The 22,628-nt window shown below is 45.6% G+C and carries 19 protein-coding genes; 16 read left to right on the plus strand and 3 right to left on the minus strand.

Features of this window, described 5'->3' with window-relative positions:
* The first annotated feature begins 43 nt into the window (after positions 1–43).
* A complete protein-coding gene (locus ABH897_RS09400; RefSeq protein WP_283653560.1) occupies positions 44–334 on the plus strand; it encodes an alpha/beta-type small acid-soluble spore protein in 291 nt (96 codons plus the stop codon).
* Positions 335–665: 331 nt separating this feature from the next.
* Positions 666–1,868 (plus strand): methionine adenosyltransferase, encoded by a 1,203-nt coding sequence (metK, locus tag ABH897_RS09405; protein ID WP_044648613.1) that lies wholly within the window; start codon positions 666–668, stop codon positions 1,866–1,868.
* A gap of 128 nt (positions 1,869–1,996) precedes the next feature.
* On the opposite strand, the gene ABH897_RS09410 is transcribed toward metK, so the two are convergent.
* Genes ABH897_RS09410 through ABH897_RS09420 form a run of 3 tightly spaced genes read right to left on the minus strand, consistent with a single transcriptional unit; the run spans position 1,997 to position 7,471 of the window.
* Positions 1,997–2,896, minus strand: a complete 900-nt coding sequence (locus ABH897_RS09410; protein ID WP_404519437.1) for a TetR/AcrR family transcriptional regulator — start codon at positions 2,894–2,896, stop codon at positions 1,997–1,999.
* A 52-nt stretch (positions 2,897–2,948) separates the two neighbouring features.
* Positions 2,949–6,065: an efflux RND transporter permease subunit gene (locus ABH897_RS09415; protein ID WP_404591679.1), complete on the minus strand. Its 3,117-nt coding sequence runs from the start codon at positions 6,063–6,065 to the stop codon at positions 2,949–2,951.
* The gene (locus ABH897_RS09420; RefSeq protein WP_404591681.1) at positions 6,062–7,471 is read right to left on the minus strand and encodes an efflux RND transporter periplasmic adaptor subunit; all 1,410 of its coding nucleotides are present in this window, start codon (positions 7,469–7,471) and stop codon (positions 6,062–6,064) included. The genes ABH897_RS09415 and ABH897_RS09420 overlap by 4 nt, the downstream gene beginning before the upstream one ends.
* A 274-nt stretch (positions 7,472–7,745) precedes the next feature.
* Here ABH897_RS09420 and ABH897_RS09425 point away from each other — a divergent pair, with 274 nt between their 5' ends.
* From ABH897_RS09425 to csrA, 14 genes are all read left to right on the plus strand, one after another.
* Positions 7,746–10,463: a stalk domain-containing protein gene (locus tag ABH897_RS09425; RefSeq protein ID WP_404591682.1), complete on the plus strand. Its 2,718-nt coding sequence runs from the start codon at positions 7,746–7,748 to the stop codon at positions 10,461–10,463.
* A 47-nt stretch (positions 10,464–10,510) separates the two neighbouring features.
* Positions 10,511–11,671, plus strand: coding sequence for a sensor histidine kinase (locus tag ABH897_RS09430; RefSeq protein WP_283653556.1), 1,161 nt, complete (start codon positions 10,511–10,513; stop codon positions 11,669–11,671).
* A 4-nt stretch (positions 11,672–11,675) separates the two neighbouring features.
* On the plus strand, positions 11,676–12,398 hold the full coding sequence (locus tag ABH897_RS09435; RefSeq protein ID WP_007432713.1) for a response regulator: 723 nt from the start codon (positions 11,676–11,678) through the stop codon (positions 12,396–12,398).
* A 92-nt stretch (positions 12,399–12,490) separates the two neighbouring features.
* Entirely contained in the window at positions 12,491–12,928 is a 438-nt protein-coding gene (locus ABH897_RS09440) for a hypothetical protein (protein WP_283656335.1), read from the plus strand.
* A 195-nt stretch (positions 12,929–13,123) separates the two neighbouring features.
* The gene (locus tag ABH897_RS09445; protein WP_404591684.1) at positions 13,124–15,253 is read left to right on the plus strand and encodes an ATP-dependent helicase ComFA; all 2,130 of its coding nucleotides are present in this window, start codon (positions 13,124–13,126) and stop codon (positions 15,251–15,253) included.
* Between the two features lie 349 nt (positions 15,254–15,602).
* Entirely contained in the window at positions 15,603–16,166 is a 564-nt protein-coding gene (locus ABH897_RS09450; protein WP_404519440.1) for a ComF family protein, read from the plus strand.
* A 385-nt stretch (positions 16,167–16,551) separates the two neighbouring features.
* On the plus strand, positions 16,552–17,001 hold the full coding sequence (locus tag ABH897_RS09455; protein WP_404519442.1) for a LysM peptidoglycan-binding domain-containing protein: 450 nt from the start codon (positions 16,552–16,554) through the stop codon (positions 16,999–17,001).
* An 811-nt stretch (positions 17,002–17,812) separates the two neighbouring features.
* Positions 17,813–18,223, plus strand: coding sequence for a TIGR03826 family flagellar region protein (locus ABH897_RS09460; RefSeq protein WP_283653553.1), 411 nt, complete (start codon positions 17,813–17,815; stop codon positions 18,221–18,223).
* A 196-nt stretch (positions 18,224–18,419) separates the two neighbouring features.
* Entirely contained in the window at positions 18,420–18,695 is a 276-nt protein-coding gene (gene flgM, locus ABH897_RS09465; RefSeq protein ID WP_014278436.1) for a flagellar biosynthesis anti-sigma factor FlgM, read from the plus strand.
* 9 nt (positions 18,696–18,704) lie between these two features.
* Entirely contained in the window at positions 18,705–19,205 is a 501-nt protein-coding gene (locus tag ABH897_RS09470) for a flagellar protein FlgN (RefSeq protein WP_283653552.1), read from the plus strand.
* Positions 19,206–19,220: 15 nt separating this feature from the next.
* Positions 19,221–20,801, plus strand: a complete 1,581-nt coding sequence (gene flgK, locus ABH897_RS09475; protein ID WP_283653551.1) for a flagellar hook-associated protein FlgK — start codon at positions 19,221–19,223, stop codon at positions 20,799–20,801.
* Positions 20,802–20,825: 24 nt separating this feature from the next.
* The gene (flgL, locus tag ABH897_RS09480; protein ID WP_283653550.1) at positions 20,826–21,734 is read left to right on the plus strand and encodes a flagellar hook-associated protein FlgL; all 909 of its coding nucleotides are present in this window, start codon (positions 20,826–20,828) and stop codon (positions 21,732–21,734) included.
* Between the two features lie 82 nt (positions 21,735–21,816).
* Positions 21,817–22,263 carry a flagellar assembly protein FliW gene (locus ABH897_RS09485; RefSeq protein WP_283653549.1) on the plus strand — a complete coding sequence of 149 codons (447 nt, stop codon included), beginning with the start codon at positions 21,817–21,819 and terminating at the stop codon, positions 22,261–22,263.
* Positions 22,263–22,496: a carbon storage regulator CsrA gene (gene csrA / locus ABH897_RS09490; RefSeq protein WP_283653548.1), complete on the plus strand. Its 234-nt coding sequence runs from the start codon at positions 22,263–22,265 to the stop codon at positions 22,494–22,496. The genes ABH897_RS09485 and csrA overlap by 1 nt, the downstream gene beginning before the upstream one ends.
* Positions 22,497–22,628: the final 132 nt, after the last annotated feature.

Genomic DNA, 22,628 nt, shown 5'->3' on the forward strand with positions numbered 1-22,628 from the left:
ACTAACCTCATGAAAGAAAATACAATTGATGGAGGTGTGTACGATGGCATCAAGAGGTCAAAGACGATTGATTCCCGAAAGCCGTACCAGATTACATGATTTGAAGTATGAAATTGCTGCTGAGTTTGGGCTTCCTGTTTATAATCCCCAATATGCGCATATACATCCGAGTGCAGACAGTGAGTTTGCTGCGGAGTTGGGCGAGTTTAAAGGAAACGCAAATGTGGAGTGGCGCGATTTGACATCAAGACAGAATGGCTCTGTAGGTGGTGAAATTACCAAGCGATTGGTACAATCTGCCGAACGCAGCTTATCTGAATTTGGTACCTTGTAAGTTGCAATAATTTTTACTGATTTTGACGTGCAATCGTTTTTAAAATAAGGCTATCCTCATGTGGATCAGAAATTTATTTCTTGTCAATTTGCCTTAGTTTTGCCCTTTGTAATTGAGTGATATGAATTGACACCTTGTTTTAAATAGGATATCATGGCATTTGAGGCTTGTACGCAACCTTTTCCTACCGGAAAAGGTTCATTTTTTGTTAATCAGGTATAGAAGTCATTTTCCAGCCACATGTTGGCGTGAGAGTGTCTGGCTAATGCCATTGCCATGTCAGGATTTTATATAAGTCCTCATGTATTTTAATTGTGGGAGGTTGAAATTCATGTCTGTAAAAGGCCGTCATTTGTTTACGTCTGAATCTGTAACAGAAGGTCATCCGGATAAAATCTGTGATCAGATTTCCGACGCCGTATTGGACGCCTTTTTGGCTAACGACCCTAATGCACGGGTAGCGTGTGAAGTATCAGTAGCTACTGGTCTCGTTCTCGTCATTGGTGAAATCAGCTCCAAATCGGAATACGTGGATATTCCATCCATTGTACGCAATACGATTAAGGAAATTGGCTATACACGTGCGAAATACGGCTTTGATTATAATACTTGCGCTGTATTGACTTCTTTGAATGAACAATCGCCGGACATCGCTCAAGGGGTTAACGCTGCTCTGGAAAGCCGTGATCCTGCTGAAGTAGATAAAGAAACGGAAAACATTGGAGCAGGCGATCAAGGGTTGATGTTCGGTTTTGCTACGAATGAAACACCTGAGTTGATGCCGTTGCCTATCGCCATGTCTCACCGTATTGCACGCCGCTTGGCCGAAGTGCGCAAGGATGGAACATTAAAGTACCTTCGCCCGGATGGTAAAACCCAGGTAACGGTAGAGTATGAAAATGGCAAGCCAATTCGTATTGATGCCATTGTAGTTTCTACGCAGCATGCAGAAGATACTACGTTGGAGCAAATTCAAGCAGACATCAAGGAAAAGGTTATTTTGCCAGTTGTTCCTGCGGAATTGCTGGATGAGCAAACCAAGTATTACATTAATCCAACAGGTCGCTTTGTTATTGGCGGACCTCAAGGGGATGCAGGTCTAACAGGCCGCAAAATTATTGTAGATACGTATGGTGGTTATGCGCGTCATGGCGGGGGAGCATTCTCTGGTAAGGATCCGACCAAAGTGGACCGTTCCGCAGCTTACGCTGCCCGTTATGTAGCGAAAAACCTAGTTGCAGCCGGATTGGCAGATAAAGTGGAAATTCAGCTTGCTTATGCCATTGGTGTAGCTACACCAGTTTCGATTAGCGTCGATACATACGGTACTGGGAAAGTAAGCGACGAGAAGCTCGTTGAACTGATTCGTAACAATTTTGATCTTCGCCCCACAGGTATCATTCGAATGCTGAATCTGCGTCGTCCAATTTACAAGCAAACGGCTGCTTACGGTCACTTTGGTCGTACAGATCTGGATGTGCCATGGGAGAGCATAGACAAAGCTGACGCTCTGAGAGTGCAAGCCGGTCTGTAATTTCTCATATGCTATCAAATATAAGCAATAACCAAAAAAAGACTGTCTCATGATTTACATGAGCAGTCTTTTTTTGATGTATTCTACAAGCTAAGTTGTGAATAGCTGTGATGAATTTCTAGCGCCTACTACTCTGTTGGGGGTGTAAGATTCAACAGCTTTTGGAGCAAATGACAAACTTTTTTCAGCTCCTTACGCTGCTCCAAATATGAGAAAAGAGCTTTTAAAAGACCCATTTGGGGATTCGCTTTCAAAGCTTCTTCCTTTAATAGAGTCGCAATTTGCTGGTACTCCTGCTTTTCCCTCGAACTCCATGAAGACAGCAGAATACTGTCCTCCAGAGAGTAGAGAAGGCCGTTAATCTGGCGGCCCTGATCAAAGGGATTGCTTAGAATGCTTTCAGGTAACCAACCCTGATTGCTCCACAAATGAGAGGCCGAATCGGTACTCTTCAGGCTGGCAACCAAGGAATTGGATAAGAAGATGATGAATTGCGCAAGCTGCTCAATCGTTTCATCATTCATCCGATCGGCAAAGAAGCGAATATATTCAAATACAACACTTTTTAGCACAAAGGTCATATCCCATGCATGATCTTCAATCTCCGGTCCGAAAACATCAATCAGACAGTCACGTACCCATTTGTACAGCTTGTACTCATGTTGTTCAAAGGCGCCATTGAGTTGCTCATTTTGAAAAATAAGCATGGACGGCTCAGGAAGATCCATCATGAGATACACTTTGTTTTCAACGAGGTTTTTCAAATAAAGAACGGCAAAACCGTGCAGTTTATCATGATTAGTGAGATCAGGTTTACTGTAAAGTGCCCGGATATCCTGTTCAATATTTTTCTCTAGGATAATGCACATTTCTAGAGGCAGTTCTTCTTTTCCCTGAAAATATTTATAAAAGGATGCCTTTGCCATCCCACTTTCTTTTGCGATCTCTTCAACAGATGTTGAATAGTAGCCTTTTCTGGAAAACAGCCGAATGGCTGCCTGTAAGATATCATTTTTTTTGCTTTCCATACTTACTTCCCCCTAGGGTTCAATCCGACAGTATATACTTCACTACATGCAACTACAAAGGTTGATCGGGTGTGATAGCCGTGTGTTGCTGTTTTTTGAGCTGACGGTGCATCTTGAACTTGGCCATGATCATATACAATGATGGTACTACAAACAGGGTTAAAAAAGTCGAGAATAACAATCCGAAAATGACGGTAAACGCCAGTGGTTTAAAGAGCAGGCTTCCCAATAGGGCTAACGGAATCATACCTACTATTGCAGCCAGAGAAGTCAATAAAATGGGTCTAAAACGGGCAGCGGCTGCTCTTATCACAGCTTCTTTCAACTCCATTCCCTCATGCCGGGCATCCTCGATGAACTCAATTAACACAATTCCGTTTCGCACTACAATTCCCGCCAGCGCGATAATTCCCATGATGCTCATAAATCCGATAGGCATACCTGTCAGGAAAATACCAATAATGCCGCCGGCTGCTGCCAAGTACACTGTCGTCATAATGATAATAGGAATGGAGAGAGAATAAAATTGCATAGTGATCAAGAGTAAAATAAGCAAGACTACAACAATCGCCAGCTTCCCTAAATCCCCGAATATGGTGGACTGATCGGAGGTTTCACCGCCCACTTCCCATTTATATCCTTCAGGGAACTTCATTTGTGCCAGTTTGCTTTCTACATCCACCATCGCTTCGCTTGCAGTTCGCCCGTTCAAGTCGGCTTCCACCGTAATCGTCCGCTCCATATTGTAATGCTTGATTTGCTGAATAGCAAATGATGGCTTAAGCAGTACGAGCTGGTTTAACGGAATCTGCACACCGGCTGAATTGACTACACTTAATTGTTGGAAAAGCGCGCTGGGCTCCTCGTTGCTATGATTCAAATACAATTTAATATCCACCAGATCGTTACCTGTATCAAATTGGCTAACTTTAGCCCCTTCTTTTAATAGAAGCAGAGTACGGGTCAGATCTGTGTAGCTTACCAGATATTGATCCATGGCTTGCTTGTTAACCTGCAAATCCAGTGCATATCTTTCAATTCCTATATCATCCACGATGCCGGTTGTACCCTCTACTGTGGCGATCTGCTCTTTTACTTTTTGGGAAAGGGTTTGCAGCTGATTCAGATTCTGACCTGAAATCCGGATAGAAACGGGCTTACCCACCGGGACTCCCAGACGTGGAACATACGTCGTAACTGTAGTTCCAGGGTAGGACTTTTTAACATGCTGTTCCCAAGCATCAACTGTCGTATCGAGATCAAAAATATTTTGTTTGCCGACGACGGCAATTTGTCCTACGGTCTCATCATATCTAATATCTCCACCCGAACTATTAATGTCACTATATAACTGCGGTGCAGTTCCTCCGGCACTGTAGACGACCTTGGAGGTTTCGGGTTGCTTCTTTATCCAGCCTGCAATGTCTTTGACGATCTGGTCTGTTTCTATAACGGAGGTGCCTATAGGCATCTTTATATTTAATGCGACATGAGGGTCCTCCGATTCAGGAAAGAGTTCAACTGAGGTAAAAGGAACCAATCCATAAGCGGCTGTTCCGAGCATGAGTCCTGCCATTGCAGTCAGCAAGGGACGCTTAATGACTTTGGGCATCAACTTTTGTGAATACAGCTTGTTTAAAGACTGAATCTGTTGGCCCAACAAGCCTGCCGGTTTAGTTTTACCCTTAGGGTGACGAGTCTGTCTGCGTTTCTCATACCATTCTCGGAAAATAGGGATGATGGTGAGTGACATGATCATGGAGGCAAGCATGGTCAGAGAAACAATGGTGGGAATGGGCTTGATGAATGCCCCTACATTTCCGGGTAGAAACAACAGTGGAGCAAAGGCCGAGATGGTAGCCAGTGTGGCAACCAAAATAGAAAGCATCACCTCTTTGGTTCCTTTTATAGCTGCATCTGTAGGCGATTCTCCTAATTCCGTAAGTCTCCGCTCAATATTATCATTGACCACTACGGCGTCATCGACGAGTATGCCAAGTACAATGATCAGACCGACAACGGAAATTTGATTGAGTGTAATACCGAGCATAGGCAAAAAGATAATAGCAATCGCAACCGAAATCGGAATCGCTAGTGCGACAAAAGCAGAGGTAAGCAAATTCAAGCCCAGCATACAAACGAGAATAACAGCCACAATCGCAAGAATCGTTTCACGTTTTAAGTCCTCGAAGATATGATCTACCTGATCCTTTTGTGCAAAAAGAGTTTCAAGGCGAACACCTTCGGGAAGTGTTTTCTCCAGCTCTTTGAGCTTGGTATTGACCTTTTCGCTCATAGGCGGGACGTCTGTACCTTTTTCTGCTCCAATGTTTAGCGTAATGGCTGGTTTACCCCCAACATAGGCAAAGTATTCTGCTTGGGGATGTGTCAGCTCCGTTGTAGCGACATCTCGCAAATACACAGGAGCCCCTTCCTCTGTACGTGTCAGAATGGCCTGATTTAATTCTTCGGCTTTTTGGGTTTCTCTGACAATGAGTTGAAAGGTGCGTCCGTTGTATTCAATATCACCGGTAGGAACCCGATCAATTTGTGACTGGATTGCTTGTGCGACCTGCCCCCACGACAGATGGTACTGCTGAAGCTTCTGATTGTCGATTTGGACACGTACTTCCTGGTCAGGAAGACCATTGAACTTGACACTTGATATACCTGATAATGTATTGAGCTGATCTTTCCACGTTGTGGTCAAATCATTTAGTTTATACAGCGGTGCAGGAGAGTCAGCGACCAGGGCATAGGAGCCGATAAACGAGCTGGTCAGCTTATCATTCACAACAGGTGTTTCAGCACCTTGGGGAAGATCAGCTTGCGCATCCTGTACTTTTTTTCGCATATTATCCCAAACCGTTTGAGGATCAACTCCATTTTTGGATTCGATTAAAATAGAGGAGAATCCGTTACCAGAAGTCGAATTAATCGTTTTAACGCCTTCCACTTCCTTGATGCGTTTTTCCAGTTCTTTGGTTACGGTTTGTTCTACTTTTTGTGGTGAAGCGCCAGGGTAGACTGTTGTTACCATAGCATTCTGGATCGTGACATCTGGCATTTCCTGCTTCGGCAACTGGAAAAATCCGAAAGCCCCAATTAAAATCAGCATGACAAAAAACAGCAACGTAATTTTCCGTTTTTTTACGATATACTCAATCATGGGCGCCTGCCTTCCTCCGACTGAATCGCATTTCCATCAAACAGGTTTTCCGACCCTTTAATGACAATACGTTCGCCTTCACGAAGGCCGGATACGATTTGCAATTGATTTTCTACAACCTGATCGCCAAGCTCTACGGGTGTTTTAACAGCTTTCCCTTTAACATCTTTGAAAATAAAAGGCTTGCTTCCCGTGTTAATGACCGCTTCGGCGGGAACGAGAATGCCGTTCTTGTCTGTCACCTGCTGAGCAGCTTTAATGACCTGACCGGGTAACCAGTCTCGCTGCAGATTGTTTATAACGACCTCTACGTTAACTCTTCCCGTATCGGTACTGGTTGAAGGATAGATGTTGGACACCGTACCTTGGCGGCTTTCTTCATATAGCACCACATTCACCGGATGCCCTTTTTTCCAATCCCTGATTTCACTGTCCGGTACCGGAAGTAGTACCTTGAGACGATCAATGGAGCCTATGCGATAGATGGCCTGGCCTGAAGCGACCAAGTCACCTGTATTCACGCTTTTGCCTAAAATAACGCCGTTCACAGGAGAAATTAGACGGGTACGTGAAAGTGCGAGTTCTGCTTGCCCCTTGGCGACAAGGGCTTTTTCGTAGTTGGCACTGGCTTGTTTTTTGGAAGCCTCCGCCTGTTCAATGGCAGCATAAGCTTTGCTTTTACCTGCAAGCGCATCCTGAAAGGAAGCCTGGGCGGATTGATGATCTTCGGCTGTAGCCCCTTCCAGCAAAAGGGACAGGGATTCCTTGACTTGCTCCAGATCTTTCTGGGCTGCCGTAGCATTCAGGCGGGCATTCTCGTTATCCGACGCGGTAGCAGCGCCTGCCTCAAACATCTTCTGTGTACGCTCGCTATCCGTCTTGGCCTTGTTATAAGCGCTTTGCGCCTTATCTACAGCGGCTTGCGCTTGCTGCTTCTCTTGAGCACGTGCACCTTTATTGACCTTGTTGACATTCGCGCGAGCACCTGTGATACCAGCATCGGCGGATTGAATCGCAGAGGCAGCAGCCTGTAGGTTAGCCTGTGCGTTATCTATCCCAGCCTGCGCCTCCAGGATGGAGGCTGTCGCCTGCGCTACCTGAAGCTTGTAGTCAGCGTCATCCAAACGAGCAATAATGCCGCCCTTCTGTACAGCAGTGCCGACAGTGAGATATGCACTGGCTACAGTACCTCCATTTTGAAAAGCCAGTGTGTGCTCCTCATAAGCCTGAAGAGTGCCTGACAAGTTATAGGCAGTATAGAGCGGAGAGGATTTGACAACTGCAGTACGCACAACGGTTGGCTGTGCAGCTGAGCTTAGAGTGGCATCTTTCTCCACGCTGGAACATCCAGCGGTCGCTATGCTCAGGGATAAAGTAAGTACGATGAGTGCCCGTTGTTTATTCATGATTTCAAACCTCCACGATAGGTCACAAAAATTAGACCTGAACTGATTAGTATTATTTGAACTTGTTAGTTCATGTGTATTATAGTGTGCTGATTATGCATTCGTCAATTTATAGTTTGTGTTTTATGAAATAGTTAACGGGATTTTCGTAACTTTTGCCTTTATAATAAGTCTATTAACATAAGAGGCTTTTTTTGTTTATTTGATAGAGTTTAGAGTACATGATCGGAAAAGTCCGTTTGAATACAATGAAGATGGGAGAGCTATCATCCATATGGTTTTAGGTAATAGGAAACAAGGCAATGAGAAGGTAGATGGCAGAGGGATCGCTAAAAGATGGGCTGTTTTGACACTGGCGGGAGTATTGTGGGTTGGACCCGTAGCCGGAACAGGCGCCCTGATTCCGTTAAACGACTGGATATCTGCGCCGATTGCGAGTGCAGCTTCCGGTTCAACTGTAAAGTTGGGGGAAGAAATAATTACTTCTGGTGCAACATTGATGAATTATCGTTTTAAAGGCTCCAAAGGAACAGCGTTAGCTGATATCGTCCGGGTAGACTTGCAAAATCCGTATGTCAAGCTGGATGTTATGACCGGGAAAAATGGACAGTTCACAACCCGTCAAAGCACAGGTGGTATGGCAAAAGAGACTGGAGCAGTCGCTGGTGTGAACGGAGATTATTTTAATACCTCCAGCGAGGGTGCCCCGATTGGTGGACAAGTATCGAAGGGGGTATTGATGTCTACTCCGTCCGATTTAACGGGGATGTATGCTTTTGCAGTAACCAAGGACGGTTCCCCAATGGTAGAGCAGTTTACCTTTGAAGGCACAGTAAAAGCCGGGGATGGATCAACTTTCCCTTTAACGGGGATGAATAAGGCTTCGTATTCGCCTGAAACAAGTGGAAGCAGCTATAGTCATTCCAACGCAATGTATATTTATACATCTGCCTGGAAAGCAATTGAGCGGCCGAAAAACAGCTCAACAACGCCTACCGAGGTGTTGGTGCAAAATGGTGTGGTTACACAAATTTCCAACAATGCTACGTTGAATATGACTGTGCCACAGGACGGCTATATTTTACGTACTCACGGCAAAGCGGCCGATTATGTCAAAGCCCATCTGACAGTGGGAGAAACGGTAGAAACCAGCTATCATCTTCGTGTCAAATCGACAGGGAGTGAGGTGGATCCTTCCAATCTCCAGATGATGATTGGCGGACACACCATATTGGTGAATGACGGTCAGAAAACTTCGTTTTCCCGCAGTACAACGAGCATAGGCGGGACGCGGGCGCGGACGGCTTTGGGATATTCCCGTGACAAGCGTTACGCTTACGTCATTGCCGTTGAGAAGAACGGGAACAGCGTGGGTGTATCCCTGAGTGAGTTGCAAACGCTGATGAAAGATATTGGTGTCTGGAAGGGTATGAACCTGGATGGGGGAGGCTCCACCACGATGGTAACCCGTGATTTGGGAGATACGACAGCAGGACTTACGTTCAATACGGAATACGGTACGGAGCAACGGAGCGTAGTAAACGGTGTGGGTGTGTACACCAGTGCGCCTAAAGGGACGCTCAAAGGCTTCACGATTAAAGGCAATAAAACGCTGCTTATTGGTCAGACCGGAAGCTATTCTTTTAAAGGCTATGATACCTACTACAATCCGTTCGATACCTCGAATGTACAAGTGACGTGGAAATCGAGCAACCCGTCCGTCGTGTCGGTGAGTGGCGGGGTTGTGAAGGGAGCCAAACCAGGGACAGCTACGTTGACGGCGTCCAGTGGCTCAGCCAGTGCTACAACCAAGGTTACTGTGCTGGGAGCAGATGAAATTTCATCACTTACAGCAGGCAGTGGCACAGGATCGCTTACGGCAGGAGCTAAAATTGCGGTTCCGGTAACTGCAAAGACGAAAGACGGCCAGAGCGTCAGCATTTCGTCAGATGCGCTCAAATGGGAGTTCATCGGCTTTAAGGGAAGTGTTAAGGACAATCAACTTACGGTAAATACGGTAGATGCGGGTGTGAAAACGGGCTATGCCATCGGTCGCTACGATGGTTTCAGCGCTGTCGTCTTCCTGTCTGCTGACGGGGCGAGCACAAACAACTGGGAGAACTTCGAAAATGTTTCGTATCCGGTTGACTTTACTTCGAATGTGGAAGGCGTTACTGGCACAGCGGCTGTTGCACAAGGAGATGGCGACCATGCCAATTCCAAAGTGCTTGAGCTGAATTATGACATGACGAACGGCAGTGGTAACATGTATGCTTACGCCCAGCTGAACGGTACAACTGGCAAAACGCTTGAACAAGCGGCTACATCCATCTCGATTGATGTTAGAGGAGATAAGAGCCTGAACTGGTTGCGGGCGGAGCTGGAAGATGCCCAAGGCAAAACGGCATATATAGACCTGGCCAAAGTGATCGACTGGAACGGCTGGAAAACAATTAACGCAGACATGAGCGGTTTGAATATCTCATATCCGGCGAAGCTCAAGCGCCTGTATGTAGTCAATGTCGCTGAAGGTCAGGATGAGCGTGCTAAAACAGGTAATATTGCTTTTGATAATATTTCTTTTAATACACCGGGAACGGTCGGAACCGAAGGACTCAAAAAAGGAACGGCTCAAATGGCAATCGGACAAAAGTCAATGACCGTGAACGGGACGCTAACAACAATTGATGCGGCTCCGATGACCCGCAACGGTTCAACGTATGTACCGATCAAGTACGTGCTGGACGCTTTTGGCGGGCAAGCCAAGTGGAACGCAGGCGATCAGCGGATTACGATTATGCGTGGCGGTGTGCTGATGGATTTGACGGTGGGTAAAAAAGAAGTCGTCATGAACGGCAAGCGTCAGAGCACTGATGTAGCGCCCATTGTGTTAGGTGGCAGGACTTTAGTCCCATTAAGACTCGTGTCAGAGCAGTTAGGAATGACTGTAAAATGGGAACAAGAAACGAAGACCATCACCCTCCAGTCATGATATGGTATGATATATACTTGAAATGCTAGGATTGGAGTAGAACATTTGTGGACTTTCAAGCCGATATCATAGACCGAGTCATTAAGAATGCCATTCAGGTGATGGAGAACAGTAAATATCAGATGTTCGAAATTTTGGACACGGCCCGGACCGAGCTGATCACATTAAATCAGGAACTCCAGAGCGTCCTGAAGGAAACGGCAGAAACGATTGAAAAGGTGGACCAGTTGGAAATGAACTATCGGCGGTCCCGTATTCGGCTGACTGAGGTCAGCCGTGACTTTGTCCGCTATTCGGAAGAGGATATCAAGCAGGCTTACGAGAAAGCAACACAGCTTCAGCTCGATGTGATGATCTTTCGCGAGAAGGAAATGTACCTCAAGGCCAGAAGAGATGATCTTCAAAAGCGGGCTAAAAGTGTCGAGGCCTCTGTCGAGCGGGCCGAAACCATCGGTTCGCAGATGGGCGTCGTGCTGGAATACTTGTCGGGTGAGTTGGGACAAGTAACGCGGATCATCGAATCGGCCAAAAACCGGCAGTTTATTGGTCTGAAAATTATTTTAGCCCAGGAAGAGGAGCGCAAGCGGATATCCCGTGAAATTCACGATGGACCTGCACAGCTTCTTGCGCATCTAGTGCTTAGGACGGAAATTGTGGAAAGAATGATCGCCAAGCAGGAATTTAAGATGGTTCAGGACGAAATAGTAGACTTGAAGAAACAGGTTCGCTCCAGTCTTGAGGAAATGCGAAAGGTTATTTTCAATCTGCGTCCTATGGCCCTGGATGACTTGGGACTTGTTCCGACGCTCCGGAAATATGTGCAGGATTTTGAAGAGAAAACGAAGATTAGATCGCTTTTTGAAACAAGGGGCAAGGAACACCGTCTCTCTTCCGCGATGGAAGCAGCCATTTACCGTCTGATCCAAGAAGCTTTGACCAACGCTGCCAAGCATGCTTATCCTACCTATGTGCTTGTTGAGATTACTTATCAGGCGCAGCTTGTAAAAATCGTGGTGCAGGATAACGGTCTGGGCTTTAAGCCAGAGCTTTTTCAGCAGAAAAGCAAAGATCATGGGCATTTTGGTCTGATTGGTATGCGGGAAAGGGTTGAACTGCTCGAGGGGAGAATGGAGATCGAATCAGCTGAGAATCAAGGCACCAAGATAGTGATTCATATCCCAACCAACGTGGAAAAGGGAAAGGAGTAACAACATGGAAAATCAGGAAATTAGTAACGCACCCATTAAAGTACTCTTGGCGGACGATCATCAGTTGTTCCGTGAAGGGCTTAAACGTATTTTGAATATGGAGGACGACATTGAGGTCATCGGCGAATGTGGCGATGGTATTCAGGTGTTGGAGTTCTGTAATGTAGAGAAGCCGGATATCGTTCTGATGGACATTAATATGCCTATTGAAAACGGTGTAGAGGCAACTGAAAAACTGCGTGAGATGTTCCCGGATGTCAAAGTTATCATTCTGTCCATTCATGATGATGAAAGCTATGTATTCGAGACGTTGCGCAAGGGAGCTAACGGCTACCTGTTAAAAGATATGGAGGCCGAGTCCCTCATTAACGCGATTCGCTCTGTACATGAAGGGTATGCGTTTATTCATCCGAAGGTAACGGGTAAACTCATTCAGCAGCTCCGTCGGATGACGTACCTGAATGAAACCGGGGCTATGGCTGAAGGTCATACCAAGGAAGCTGGCGTGAAGTTCGTCGCAGGCGAAAATAACCCACTGACCCGTCGTGAGGCTGAAGTGTTGCGCTTAATGGCAGAAGGCAAGAGCAACAAGATGATCGGTGAATATTTATTCATTAGTGAAAAAACGGTCAAAAACCATGTCAGCAGTATTTTGCAAAAAATGGAGGTTGATGACCGGACACAAGCGGTTATTAACTCAATCAAATACGGATGGGTTACGCTGTAAAGTGTAGTCTTTGAAACCCAGTACATAACCGTGACACCTCTTCCTGTTATACGGCATATATTGTCGCTATAGGAGGAGGTGGAACCTTCGTGATGGCTCATTTGGTTTGGATATTGCTTATATATGGTCTGGGAGCCGCAGTCGTGCATCTTATGTATATACGGCAAGCGGTTCAAGCCTATCGCAATGGCGACGATGTGCGTGCGTTATCTTCGGATCAATGGCCGACCCGTTATATTGTCATTACTTCTAATGACGGAGAACGTGTGGAGTGGGTGATGCGTTCATTGAGCATACTTGCCTGGTTACGTCGTAAGCCGCTGCATGTGACGGTACTGGATGATGAATCCGTGGACGATACGCTGCCGATCCTTACACGGATGATAGGTTACAGCCATATGGATGTTTCGGTCATTTCATATCGTTTTTCACCGGGAAACCCGGTTTTACCGAGGTCAGGCGGTGAAAAGCAGGTTGTTATTGACCTCAGAACAGTCAACCCGTTGGTGGATGCTCCACTTGTTCGTTAATGACAAAGTATTGTGGACATTACGGTCGAAACCGGATATAAATGTTATAAGGAATTGCATATGCAAGATAAAAGGGATTTCGCTGAAATCCGAATGATGTGAAGTACACTTCAGGCTATGAGCCATGGAAGTGTGCTTTTTTTGTTGTATGGGTAGGAGGAAAAACAAACACTTGAGGAGTGGGAGGGGGGCCAAATGAAAATTTCGGTATATGTGGTCAATTATAGGGGGAAATGGGATATCCGCTTATCCGTGGATATTCGAGTAGATATGACATGGTGGTTGAAAGCGAGCGATGGACAGGAGAATGCTGTCGAAAAATGGGTGATACTGGGGCGAGGTCTTCCGTTGCCTTGGGGCGTAAAGCTGTGTGAAGTGTTCAGGGGATCAACGGACATGGAGCGATGGACAAGGGAGCAATGGTGGCAATACGTTCTCGCACAGCTAAAGGATGAGCTGAATTCAGAGCCTTTTGACGCAGATCAGTATTTGGCCAAAGGAATCGATGCTATATGCATTTGGGATGGGCAGATACTCCATCCAAGCAGCATGATGTTTGGGAGAGGGAGTGAGGAACGGAGAATGGCAGGAGTAACGTACCTCAGTCAAACAAGGCATTTTAACAGTGAAATCGAAAAACTGGATATGGAGTGTGTGGCACGACAAGCGGATGTGCTGGCTGATTTGCTGTCAGGACGCCAGTTGCTCGTTCCGGAAGCTGAAGCGCTGCTGGCTGAGGCGGCGCCAGGTTTGGAGCGCGTTTGGCGCTCAGCTGCGCAGCTCGCGTACCTGCAAGGCCGGCTCAGCTTTGCTGCTGGCCTTGCACCATATACGCGCCGGTCCGCCGCGCGTGATCTCCGCTGCAATCGTTGCGGCAGCGGGGCGATGTACCGCACGGGCTGTGCATCGTGCGGACGCAAGGCGTGCGCCTACTGCGAGACGTGTCTCGCGCTGGGGCGCAGCCGTGAGTGCTCGCTGCTGCTGCGCGGTGCAGCGAAACCCGCCGTGCCGCGCACGGCGGACACAGCCCCGGCCGCGGAGCTTGACCGCTGGGGGCTGAGCCCTGCGCAACGCGCCGCCGCCGAAGCGGCGCTGCGCTTTTTGGCCGCACCGCCCGGTGGGGTGCGGGGGCCAGTCCGCCCGCAAAGCCTCTGGCTCCGGGCGTGCGAGCTGCTGCGGCGTGGCATGGCTACACGCCGGGGGCCAAGCCCTGCTGCTGCGCCGCAGGGCAATGTCCTTGCCCGCGACAGCAGCAGCAGGCATTCTTCGCCAACAACTGGCGAAGGCGTATGGCACATGCCTGGCGTCGGCGGTAAGGCCGATGTCGCGGCAGAGCGGTTTTTACTCTGGGCCGTGACTGGCGCAGGCAAGACAGAAATGATGTTTCCACTCCTGCAACATGTGCTGGAGCATGGAGGAACGGCGCTTGTAGCGACACCGCGTCGGGATGTGGTACTGGAATTGGCCCCCCGTTTGGCTATCGCCTTTCCCCATGTAAGCATGGTGACGCTCTATGGAGGCAGTGATGAACGCTGGCAAAGGGGACAGCTGACACTTGCGACAACTCATCAGCTTCTGCGTTATCGTCAGGCCTTTGATCTGGTTGTCATTGACGAGATTGACGCGTTTCCTTATCACAATGATCCTATGCTCGCCTTTGCCGCACAGGCTGTGTGTAAGCCGGAGGGGAAATTCATTTATTTGTCTGCTACTCCACCGATACTATTGCAAAAAGAGGCTGCACGCGGCCTATTACCGCACGCCAAGGTTCCCGTTCGTTTTCATCGTCATCCACTGCCTGTCCCACTCCGTTTGGAGACTACTCCGGTGAAGCATTGGCTGCAAAAAGGGCGGCTTCCTGCATCCCTGATTCAACGCTTGTCCGCATCCATACATCGCGGCGCTCAGGTCTTCCTGTTTGTAACACGAATCTCACATATTCAATCTCTAGTAGAATTGTTGATCAAACGCCTGCCTCATATCCCAATTGCGGGCACCTCATCCCAGGATGAAGAGCGAAGCGCTAAGGTACGTTCCTTTCGGGCAACTGAAATACGTGTACTGGTCACAACCACTATTTTGGAACGCGGTGTGACGGTTCCACGGAGTGATGTATATGTACTGGACGCGGATAGCAGTCTTTTTGATGAAGCCTCTCTGGTACAAATGGCTGGTCGAGCAGGAAGGTCGAAGGATGACCCGCGTGGAAGCGTCGTTTTCACATCTCCCCAATGGACTCGCGGCCAAAAGAGGGCGATTAGACAAATTAAGCGTATGAATACACTAGCGCGAAAAAAGGGCTATCTACAGGAGGTAAAACATTAAATGCGCAAAATAAAAAAAGTTTTTTTGGAAATGTGAAACCTGATGCAATGTTGACACGTAAACTACCAAGAGAGGTGCATTTTGTATGAAAATGATGCGCAGAACTCAACTTTTTTTGAATTGGCTACTTCAGCGTCAGTCGGAAACATGTATCGCTTGTGGAATTCACGCTGGGAGTTTTTCCAAGTTTCCCGGGATTTGTACTTCTTGTTCGGCTCAAATTCCCTGGATTCACAACATTCGATGTGTTCATTGTGGACGCTCGACATTTTGTCCTGATTGTGTAAGGTCTGACCGGACAGCACGCTACTATGTGTGTAATCGGAGTGCGGCTAGCTATACGCCTATCATGAGAGAATGGATTGGGCAGTTTAAGTATCGCGGAAATGAAAAGTACGGTCCTCCGCTCGGCGAAATGATGCATCGGGCTTATCAGGCTATGAGGCATGAGTTTACTGGTCGGGAATATTTTCGTTTCAATCAGTCTCTGCGGAACGTGAATTTGGTGACATGTGTTCCGGTAAGTGAGACACGACTGACAGAGCGAGGTTTCAATCAGGCTCAAATTTTGGCAGAGGAGCTTGCCAAGCGGAATAAGCTGCTCTTTTTACCTTTACTTGCTCGTCCGCAAGATACTGGCAAACAAAGCTTCAAAACAAAAAAAGAACGCACACACACGATGTATAATGCGTTCTCTGTTGTGCCAGGTATGACGGAGTTAATTAAGCATTTTGTTTTAAATGCTGAGTTTCAACGCAAAATGGAGTATCATAAATATGTTACTGTTTTGCTGGTGGACGATATTTATACAACTGGAAGTACTTTACAAGCGTGTGCGCGTGTTTTAGGGGAAAAGGCATCCGAAGAGGGTATACATATGACCATTTTTTGTCTGACTTTGGCAAGGTCATAAGCCTGAATTTCATGTCCCCTTTACGAGAGTTTTGGTTTGGAGCCAGGGAAAAAAGTTCATACCGTTCCGAGAAAAGCCCAAATGCTAGAGCAGAGAAGCCTTTTAAACCGCACAATAAGCAAGATTTGACAACGAGATAGAGAGAGGTATATAATAAAAATATAGACACACACAAAAAGTAAGGAAGTGAGGGATGAAAACAGAATATTTCAATTTAGAGGTTGATTTATTTGGAAAATAGGAGTACAATTTCTATCTGTTGATAGCTAACATGGTTTGGTAATAAATGATTAGCTAACGACAACAGAGCGGACATTGGGAGTGTCTCGCTCAGTAGTAAAGCAGTTAATTAAAATTTGACTTAAAAAAGAGGAGAGAAAAAATCATGAAAAACGTAATGAAAAAAGTAGCAGTATCTAGCATGTTGGCAATCAGTTTAGGTGCAGTATCTCTGTTGAGTCCACTTGCTACAGGTCAAGTATCCGCAAAGTCTAACTCGGATTACAACAAGGATCAGGCAGAACTACAACTGATTATTGAACAACAAGAAGCAGCACAGAAAGCACTGGAAGCTAGACTCTTCGGAACTGAAAATGCTACGACTACAACACCGGCTCAACCAGCTGCCGAGAACAATAATCAAACAACAACACCAGCTACTACAACTGTAACACCGGCTACTGTAAATACAATCACAGTAAGTGTTCAAGATGGCGATACGCTGACTTCCATTGCTGAAAAATACGGTGTAACTGTTGAAGAACTGCTTAAAATCAACAACCTGATTAAAGCAGGCCAAGAACTGCAAGTTCCACAAACAAACACTAATAAATAATCCATTATAAATTCATAATAAAATGTTTTTATTAAACCAAGTGTTTGACTACAGTATACGGGAAGGCCTCTATTAAAACAATGCTTTTTTGAATAATTATTTGTGAAATAGCATGTTTTTTTGGACTGCAAATTTTCAATGGTGCGTCTACACCTATCTTCAGATAGATTTTAAGCTGGGATGATGTTAGTCGCATTGATATAATGAATACCCACACTCCATGTGCGGAGCATTCGTATGGGCGCCGTTCCCCCGGATTTGTATCAGTTACTTGGTGGCATTCGGGGCACAGGTGAACATGAATTCTTCTGAGGATTGTTTCGCCCGGTTTTTCCCTCATCTTGATTCGTATATCTACATCCAATTATAATCATATACAGCTATTTTAATTATAGTGAAGCGCTATTCCCGAAATAACCGGAATGGCGCTTATTTTATTTTCATCTAAAAACCTGAGCGTTGTATGACGATAAATAGACACATGCATTAGATTGATCTGGGAGAAATCATTTGTCTCCTTAGGTTACATGCGATTTGCATATCATTATATAGATGTAAGTAAAGATTTGATATTAGGTTATGGCCCCGTTAGCTGGTGTAGGATTTAAATGCTTAGATTTCTCGTTGCACTTCCTAATACAGAGTACGTTAAGCATTTTGTACCTTTATTATGATATCGTACAAAATGTGCAATTGTGTAAAATCTATCACACTTTTTTTAAAAATATTCGCTAGACGAGGCTCTTAGGTGTAAGGTAATGTAAGGATACACCAATACAAGACCGGAAACAGGAAAGGGGCGCTGCAGAGGATGAACTTGGATAACTGTCCTCGCTGTGGAAAGCTGTTTATTATGAATGTTAGGGGAATCTGCCCAAACTGTATTAAAGAAATTGAGCTTGAATACGAGCAATGCGTCAAATATATACGTGAAAATAAGGGCTGTCATATGCAGGAGCTTTCGGAGGCTACCGGGATATCCGTTAAGCAAGTTACGACCTTTATACGTGAGGGACGTATTTCCATTGCTAATGCGCCTAATATGACGTATCCTTGCGAGGTATGCGGGACACCGATACGGGAAGGGCATATGTGCGATTCTTGTCGAACACGCCTGACCAAAGACCTGCATCAGGCCGCCAGCGAAAGCAGCAAGCAGGATCAGAGTAATGGTATGGGTTCAGGTACCTACAGTGCGATTGATAAACTTCGCGGAAAGTAGTACAAGGGAATTAAAAACGAATTCAGCTATTCAAAAAGTTTCAAATACCGCCGATAATCTTTATAGAGCTTATCGGTTTTTTTATTTTTAGCAAACATGCACAAAATAAAGAAGTAAGACATAATACGAACCATGTTCGACGCTATGTCGTCTGATACATTCTGACCATTTCAAATAAATAAGGAAGGTGGAAGTTATGAAAATTAACGAGACCAACCGCATCGGAGCCATTAACCCATATCAACGAAATATTGAAGCAGGACGCCAGGAGGAACAAAAGAAATCCCGTCGCAAGGACGAGGTCTCGATTTCCCCGGAAGCGATGGAAATGCTGAACCGCAGCAGTGACGCAGACCGCGTTAAAAAGATTCAGGAGCTTAAGCAGCAAGTAGCTTCTGGAACCTACCGTGTGGATGCTGACAAAATTGCAGAGAAGCTGTTACCTTACTTCAAACAGTCTTCCGAAAGCTAGGTGAAGGGTATGCCTTTAGAGCGCCTGATTGATGTGTTGGAGGAACTCAGAGTGTCACATCAGCAATTAATTTCATTGGGAGAGCAGAAAAAAGATGCGCTGATCTCCAATCGGGTGGAACAACTTATCGCTGTCATGAATCAGGAATCGAAGCTTTCCAGATACATTGAGCAGTTGGATGAACAACGTATGCAGGCTGCATATGCATTTTTGCAGGAACGTGGTATTAAGTCCAGGTTGAACCTCAATATTACGGAATTGTCCCGTCTCGTTTTTGATCTAGAAGACAAGCAGCGGCTCCTTCATATTCAAAAAAATTTGGCGAATACTCTTCAGGAATTGAAGAAACTAAATGAGTTGAATCAACAGCTTATACAGCAGGCGATTTCCTATATCGATTTTTCCATTGAGAGTATGTCATATTATGCGGAATCGGAAGCGACTTACCAGCGCCCGGCCGATAAAAGTATATCAACTGTGACGGCGGGCCTATTTGATACACGCGCCTAATAGAAGGAGGAAAACATGGTCTCAACATTTCATGGTATAGAAACAGCCAAAAGAAGCTTAAACACACAAACGGCAGCATTAAATACAACCGGACACAATATTTCCAATGCCAACACAGCCGGTTATTCCAGACAAGTGGTCAGTATGAAAGCCTCTGAATCTATGGAGGCGTATGGTTTGAACCGTTCTGTTGTAAGAGGTCAGATGGGTACAGGGGTCGAATTTACCGCTATTGAGCGTGTTCGTCAGACATTTCTGGATGACCAGTACCGCAACGAAAGTTCTTCTCAAGGTGGCTGGGATATCCGCTATGATACGTTGAATAAGCTGGAAACGATTATGAACGAGCCCTCGGATACGGGGATCCGCAAAGTCATGGATAACTTTTGGGATGCATGGTCCGATCTGAGCCAAGATCCTCAGGATGTTACGAATCGCAAAATTGTAAAAGAGACTACGCTTGCTCTGACAGATGCTATGAATCAGGCCAGCAAACAGTTGGATGCACTCAGTTCTGATTTGACTAGTAACGTTACATTAAAAACAACTGAGATGAACTCATTATTGCAGTCTGTAGCGGATCTGAACGGTAATATTTATAAACTGGAGCAAATTGGAGATAACCCGAATGATTTGCGGGATCAGCGGGATTATGCGATTGACCAGTTGTCCAAACTTGCGAATGTGCAGGTAACTCAGTTGGATAACGGCTATCAGGTAACGGTGGCCGGACAAGTAGCTGTTGCGGGTACAGAGGTAACCGCTATTACGGCGGCTGGTCTTGAGGCTGCATATCAGGGGGGGACATTAACCGGCGGAGAAGTGTACGGTATGATTCTATCCCGGGATAAATATGTAGCGGATTACAAGAGTCAGATGGACCAGTTGGCTAATACCCTGGCAAATGGCAACATTGAAATTACTTTACCCGCAGGTACAGTTCTACCCGAGGGAACGGTACTGAATTCGGGTGCCAATAACACAGCAGTCACTTACTCGAATGCGAATAACAATAGAACCTTGACGGCCGATTTAAAAGTAACCGTACAAGGGATTAATGGCCTTCACCAGCTAGGATACACGCTTAGTGGCACGACACCGCAAAAAGGTGGGGCGTTCTTTACCTCCAAAGATGGGGCTGCCATTACAGCAGGTAATATTACGCTGAATAAGGATATTCAAGATGATCCCAACAAAATTTCCAGCTCTTTGCGGGTAGATGGAACGGGTACGGCGAATGAGAAGGTAACCGTAGGTAACAATGCTTTGGCATTGACAATGGCGAACCTGAAAAATGTGAAGTTTGGCTTTAATACCACTCAAGCCCAGACAACCACTGTAGATGACTTCTTCAGTTCAATCGTAGGACAATTGGGCGTCCAAACCAAGGAAGCAGAGCGCCAATCACAAAATGCACAGCTGTTGACCGAGCAAGTGGACATGAACCGTCAGTCGGTCAGTGGGGTGTCATTGGATGAAGAAATGTCCAATATGATCAAATTTCAGCATGCTTATAGTGCAGCCTCACGGTTCATGACTACATTTGACCAACTGTTGGACAAGCTGATTAATGGTACAGGCCGCGTAGGTCTCTAGTATAATGAGAAGGTGGAGTAAGTTATGCCAATTCGAGTAACCTCAGGGATGACCAATATGCAACTGCTCAGTAACCTGAATCGGAATAACAATAATATGGGCAAAATGGAGAACCAGATTTCTACAGGTCGTAAGTTGAATAAGCCTTCAGACGACCCTGTAGGAGTAACCTATGCACTACGTTACAGAGCTGAGCTAGCTTCTAATGAACAATACAAAACCAATTCAGACGCAGCAGTTAGCTGGTTGGATTTTACTGATACGACTATGCAACAGGCCGGTGATGTAATGAAGCGGCTTAAAGAGCTGACAGTTCAGGCTTCAAGTGAAACACTTCCTCAATCCGCCCTGGATTCGATTAAACTGGAAGTTGACCAACTAAAAGAGCAAATGATGAATATTGGTAACAGTCAGCTTCGTGGGAAGTATGTTTTCAATGGGCAAAATTATGATCAGGCACCGTATCAGCTATCAGCTACGGTCACGAGTTATGATCAGATTAATCCGGATCAAGGTGCAGTTAGTTATGCGATCGGGGATCAAGATGCATTTCGGGTAAACACGTCAGGCAGCGATTTTTTCGGGAAATCGACAGATGCAGATAATGTTTTTAAGGTCATGGATGCATTATCCACCGCATTAACCAGTGGGAATAGTACAGCAATATCAAGTCAACTTTCAAGCATTGAATCCCGTTTTACCAAAATGCAAACAAGTTTGTCTGAAGTAGGTGCACGCACGAACCGGGTTGAATTGGTACAAGCCCGTTTAGATGATCGTAATTTGAATTTGACGACACTTCAAGCCAAAACAGAGGATGCAGACGTTGCCAGTCTGATGATTCAAGCTACATCTGCCCAAACTATCTATGAGGCTGCCTTGAAATCATCTGCCAAGATCATGCAGCCATCTCTGATGGACTTTATGAGTTGATTTTTATCTTTGACATTGTTACTTGAAGCTATGGACGAGTGGTCCGTAGCTTTTTTGTTACTATTTATAGGAGGAGTTACTAATGACCCCAAAACAGAAAATAGAAGAAGAAAACCAAGATACCAACACCGTTCTTTATGTGTTTCCAAAAGGAATACCGGGCTTTGAACAACTTCGGGAATTTCAACTACAGGAGCATAATGAATTATTTAGTCTTTTCAGTGCAGTAGAGCAACCTGCTACTATTTTTATTACTGTAAATCCCTTTGATTTTTTTGAAGATTATGAATTTGAGCTATCTGATGATGCTCTTGAGGATATTGGAATTACCAGTCAAGAACAGATAGCAGTACGATGTATCTGCACATGGAACAGCGATCAATCCAAAACAACGGTGAATTTGCTTGCACCTTTAATTTTTAACGTTGAACAGCATACAGGAAAGCAAATCGTTTTGCAGAATACAGACTATACAATTAAGCATCCATTATGGAATGGAATAGAGCCCGATAAAGGCGGTGAGTCCTGATGCTCGTATTGACGCGTAAAAAGGGTGAATCCATTGTGATTCAGAATGATATCGTCATTACTGTTCTTTCCGTTGAAGGGGATAATGTGAAAATTGGTATTTCTGCTCCTAAGGATATCGATATTTACCGAAAAGAAGTCTTTGATGCTATTCAGCAAAACAATCAATGTGCAGTTATGGATTCCAATGCCATTCAAAGTGCAATGTTGGAGATGGAAGAGAGAAAGTCCTGATTCGCTAATCTTAGAGGTGCACATACATTGAGGAAGGCCGACACAAGTAAAGTGTCGGTCTTTGTTTGACTAGATTTTATGCTTAATTATCTGGAACAATAATTTTGATATAACCATGTTCTCCACCGTTTA

Source organism: Paenibacillus sp. RC73 (assembly GCF_044908085.1).
GTDB lineage: Bacteria > Bacillota > Bacilli > Paenibacillales > Paenibacillaceae > Paenibacillus > Paenibacillus terrae_A.

Coding starts and splice junctions, on each gene's coding strand:
- flgL (WP_283653550.1), top strand. CDS start 20,826: ATGCCAATTCGAGTAACCTCAGGGATGACCAATATGCAACTGCTCAGT.
- ABH897_RS09420 (WP_404591681.1), bottom strand. CDS start 7,471: ATGAATAAACAACGGGCACTCATCGTACTTACTTTATCCCTGAGCATA.
- ABH897_RS09445 (WP_404591684.1), top strand. CDS start 13,124: ATGAAAATTTCGGTATATGTGGTCAATTATAGGGGGAAATGGGATATC.
- ABH897_RS09455 (WP_404519442.1), top strand. CDS start 16,552: ATGAAAAACGTAATGAAAAAAGTAGCAGTATCTAGCATGTTGGCAATC.
- ABH897_RS09460 (WP_283653553.1), top strand. CDS start 17,813: ATGAACTTGGATAACTGTCCTCGCTGTGGAAAGCTGTTTATTATGAAT.
- flgK (WP_283653551.1), top strand. CDS start 19,221: ATGGTCTCAACATTTCATGGTATAGAAACAGCCAAAAGAAGCTTAAAC.
- flgM (WP_014278436.1), top strand. CDS start 18,420: ATGAAAATTAACGAGACCAACCGCATCGGAGCCATTAACCCATATCAA.
- csrA (WP_283653548.1), top strand. CDS start 22,263: ATGCTCGTATTGACGCGTAAAAAGGGTGAATCCATTGTGATTCAGAAT.
- ABH897_RS09485 (WP_283653549.1), top strand. CDS start 21,817: ATGACCCCAAAACAGAAAATAGAAGAAGAAAACCAAGATACCAACACC.
- ABH897_RS09470 (WP_283653552.1), top strand. CDS start 18,705: ATGCCTTTAGAGCGCCTGATTGATGTGTTGGAGGAACTCAGAGTGTCA.
- ABH897_RS09425 (WP_404591682.1), top strand. CDS start 7,746: ATGGTTTTAGGTAATAGGAAACAAGGCAATGAGAAGGTAGATGGCAGA.
- ABH897_RS09450 (WP_404519440.1), top strand. CDS start 15,603: ATGAGAGAATGGATTGGGCAGTTTAAGTATCGCGGAAATGAAAAGTAC.
- ABH897_RS09440 (WP_283656335.1), top strand. CDS start 12,491: ATGGCTCATTTGGTTTGGATATTGCTTATATATGGTCTGGGAGCCGCA.
- ABH897_RS09415 (WP_404591679.1), bottom strand. CDS start 6,065: ATGATTGAGTATATCGTAAAAAAACGGAAAATTACGTTGCTGTTTTTT.
- ABH897_RS09410 (WP_404519437.1), bottom strand. CDS start 2,896: ATGGAAAGCAAAAAAAATGATATCTTACAGGCAGCCATTCGGCTGTTT.
- ABH897_RS09400 (WP_283653560.1), top strand. CDS start 44: ATGGCATCAAGAGGTCAAAGACGATTGATTCCCGAAAGCCGTACCAGA.
- ABH897_RS09435 (WP_007432713.1), top strand. CDS start 11,676: ATGGAAAATCAGGAAATTAGTAACGCACCCATTAAAGTACTCTTGGCG.
- metK (WP_044648613.1), top strand. CDS start 666: ATGTCTGTAAAAGGCCGTCATTTGTTTACGTCTGAATCTGTAACAGAA.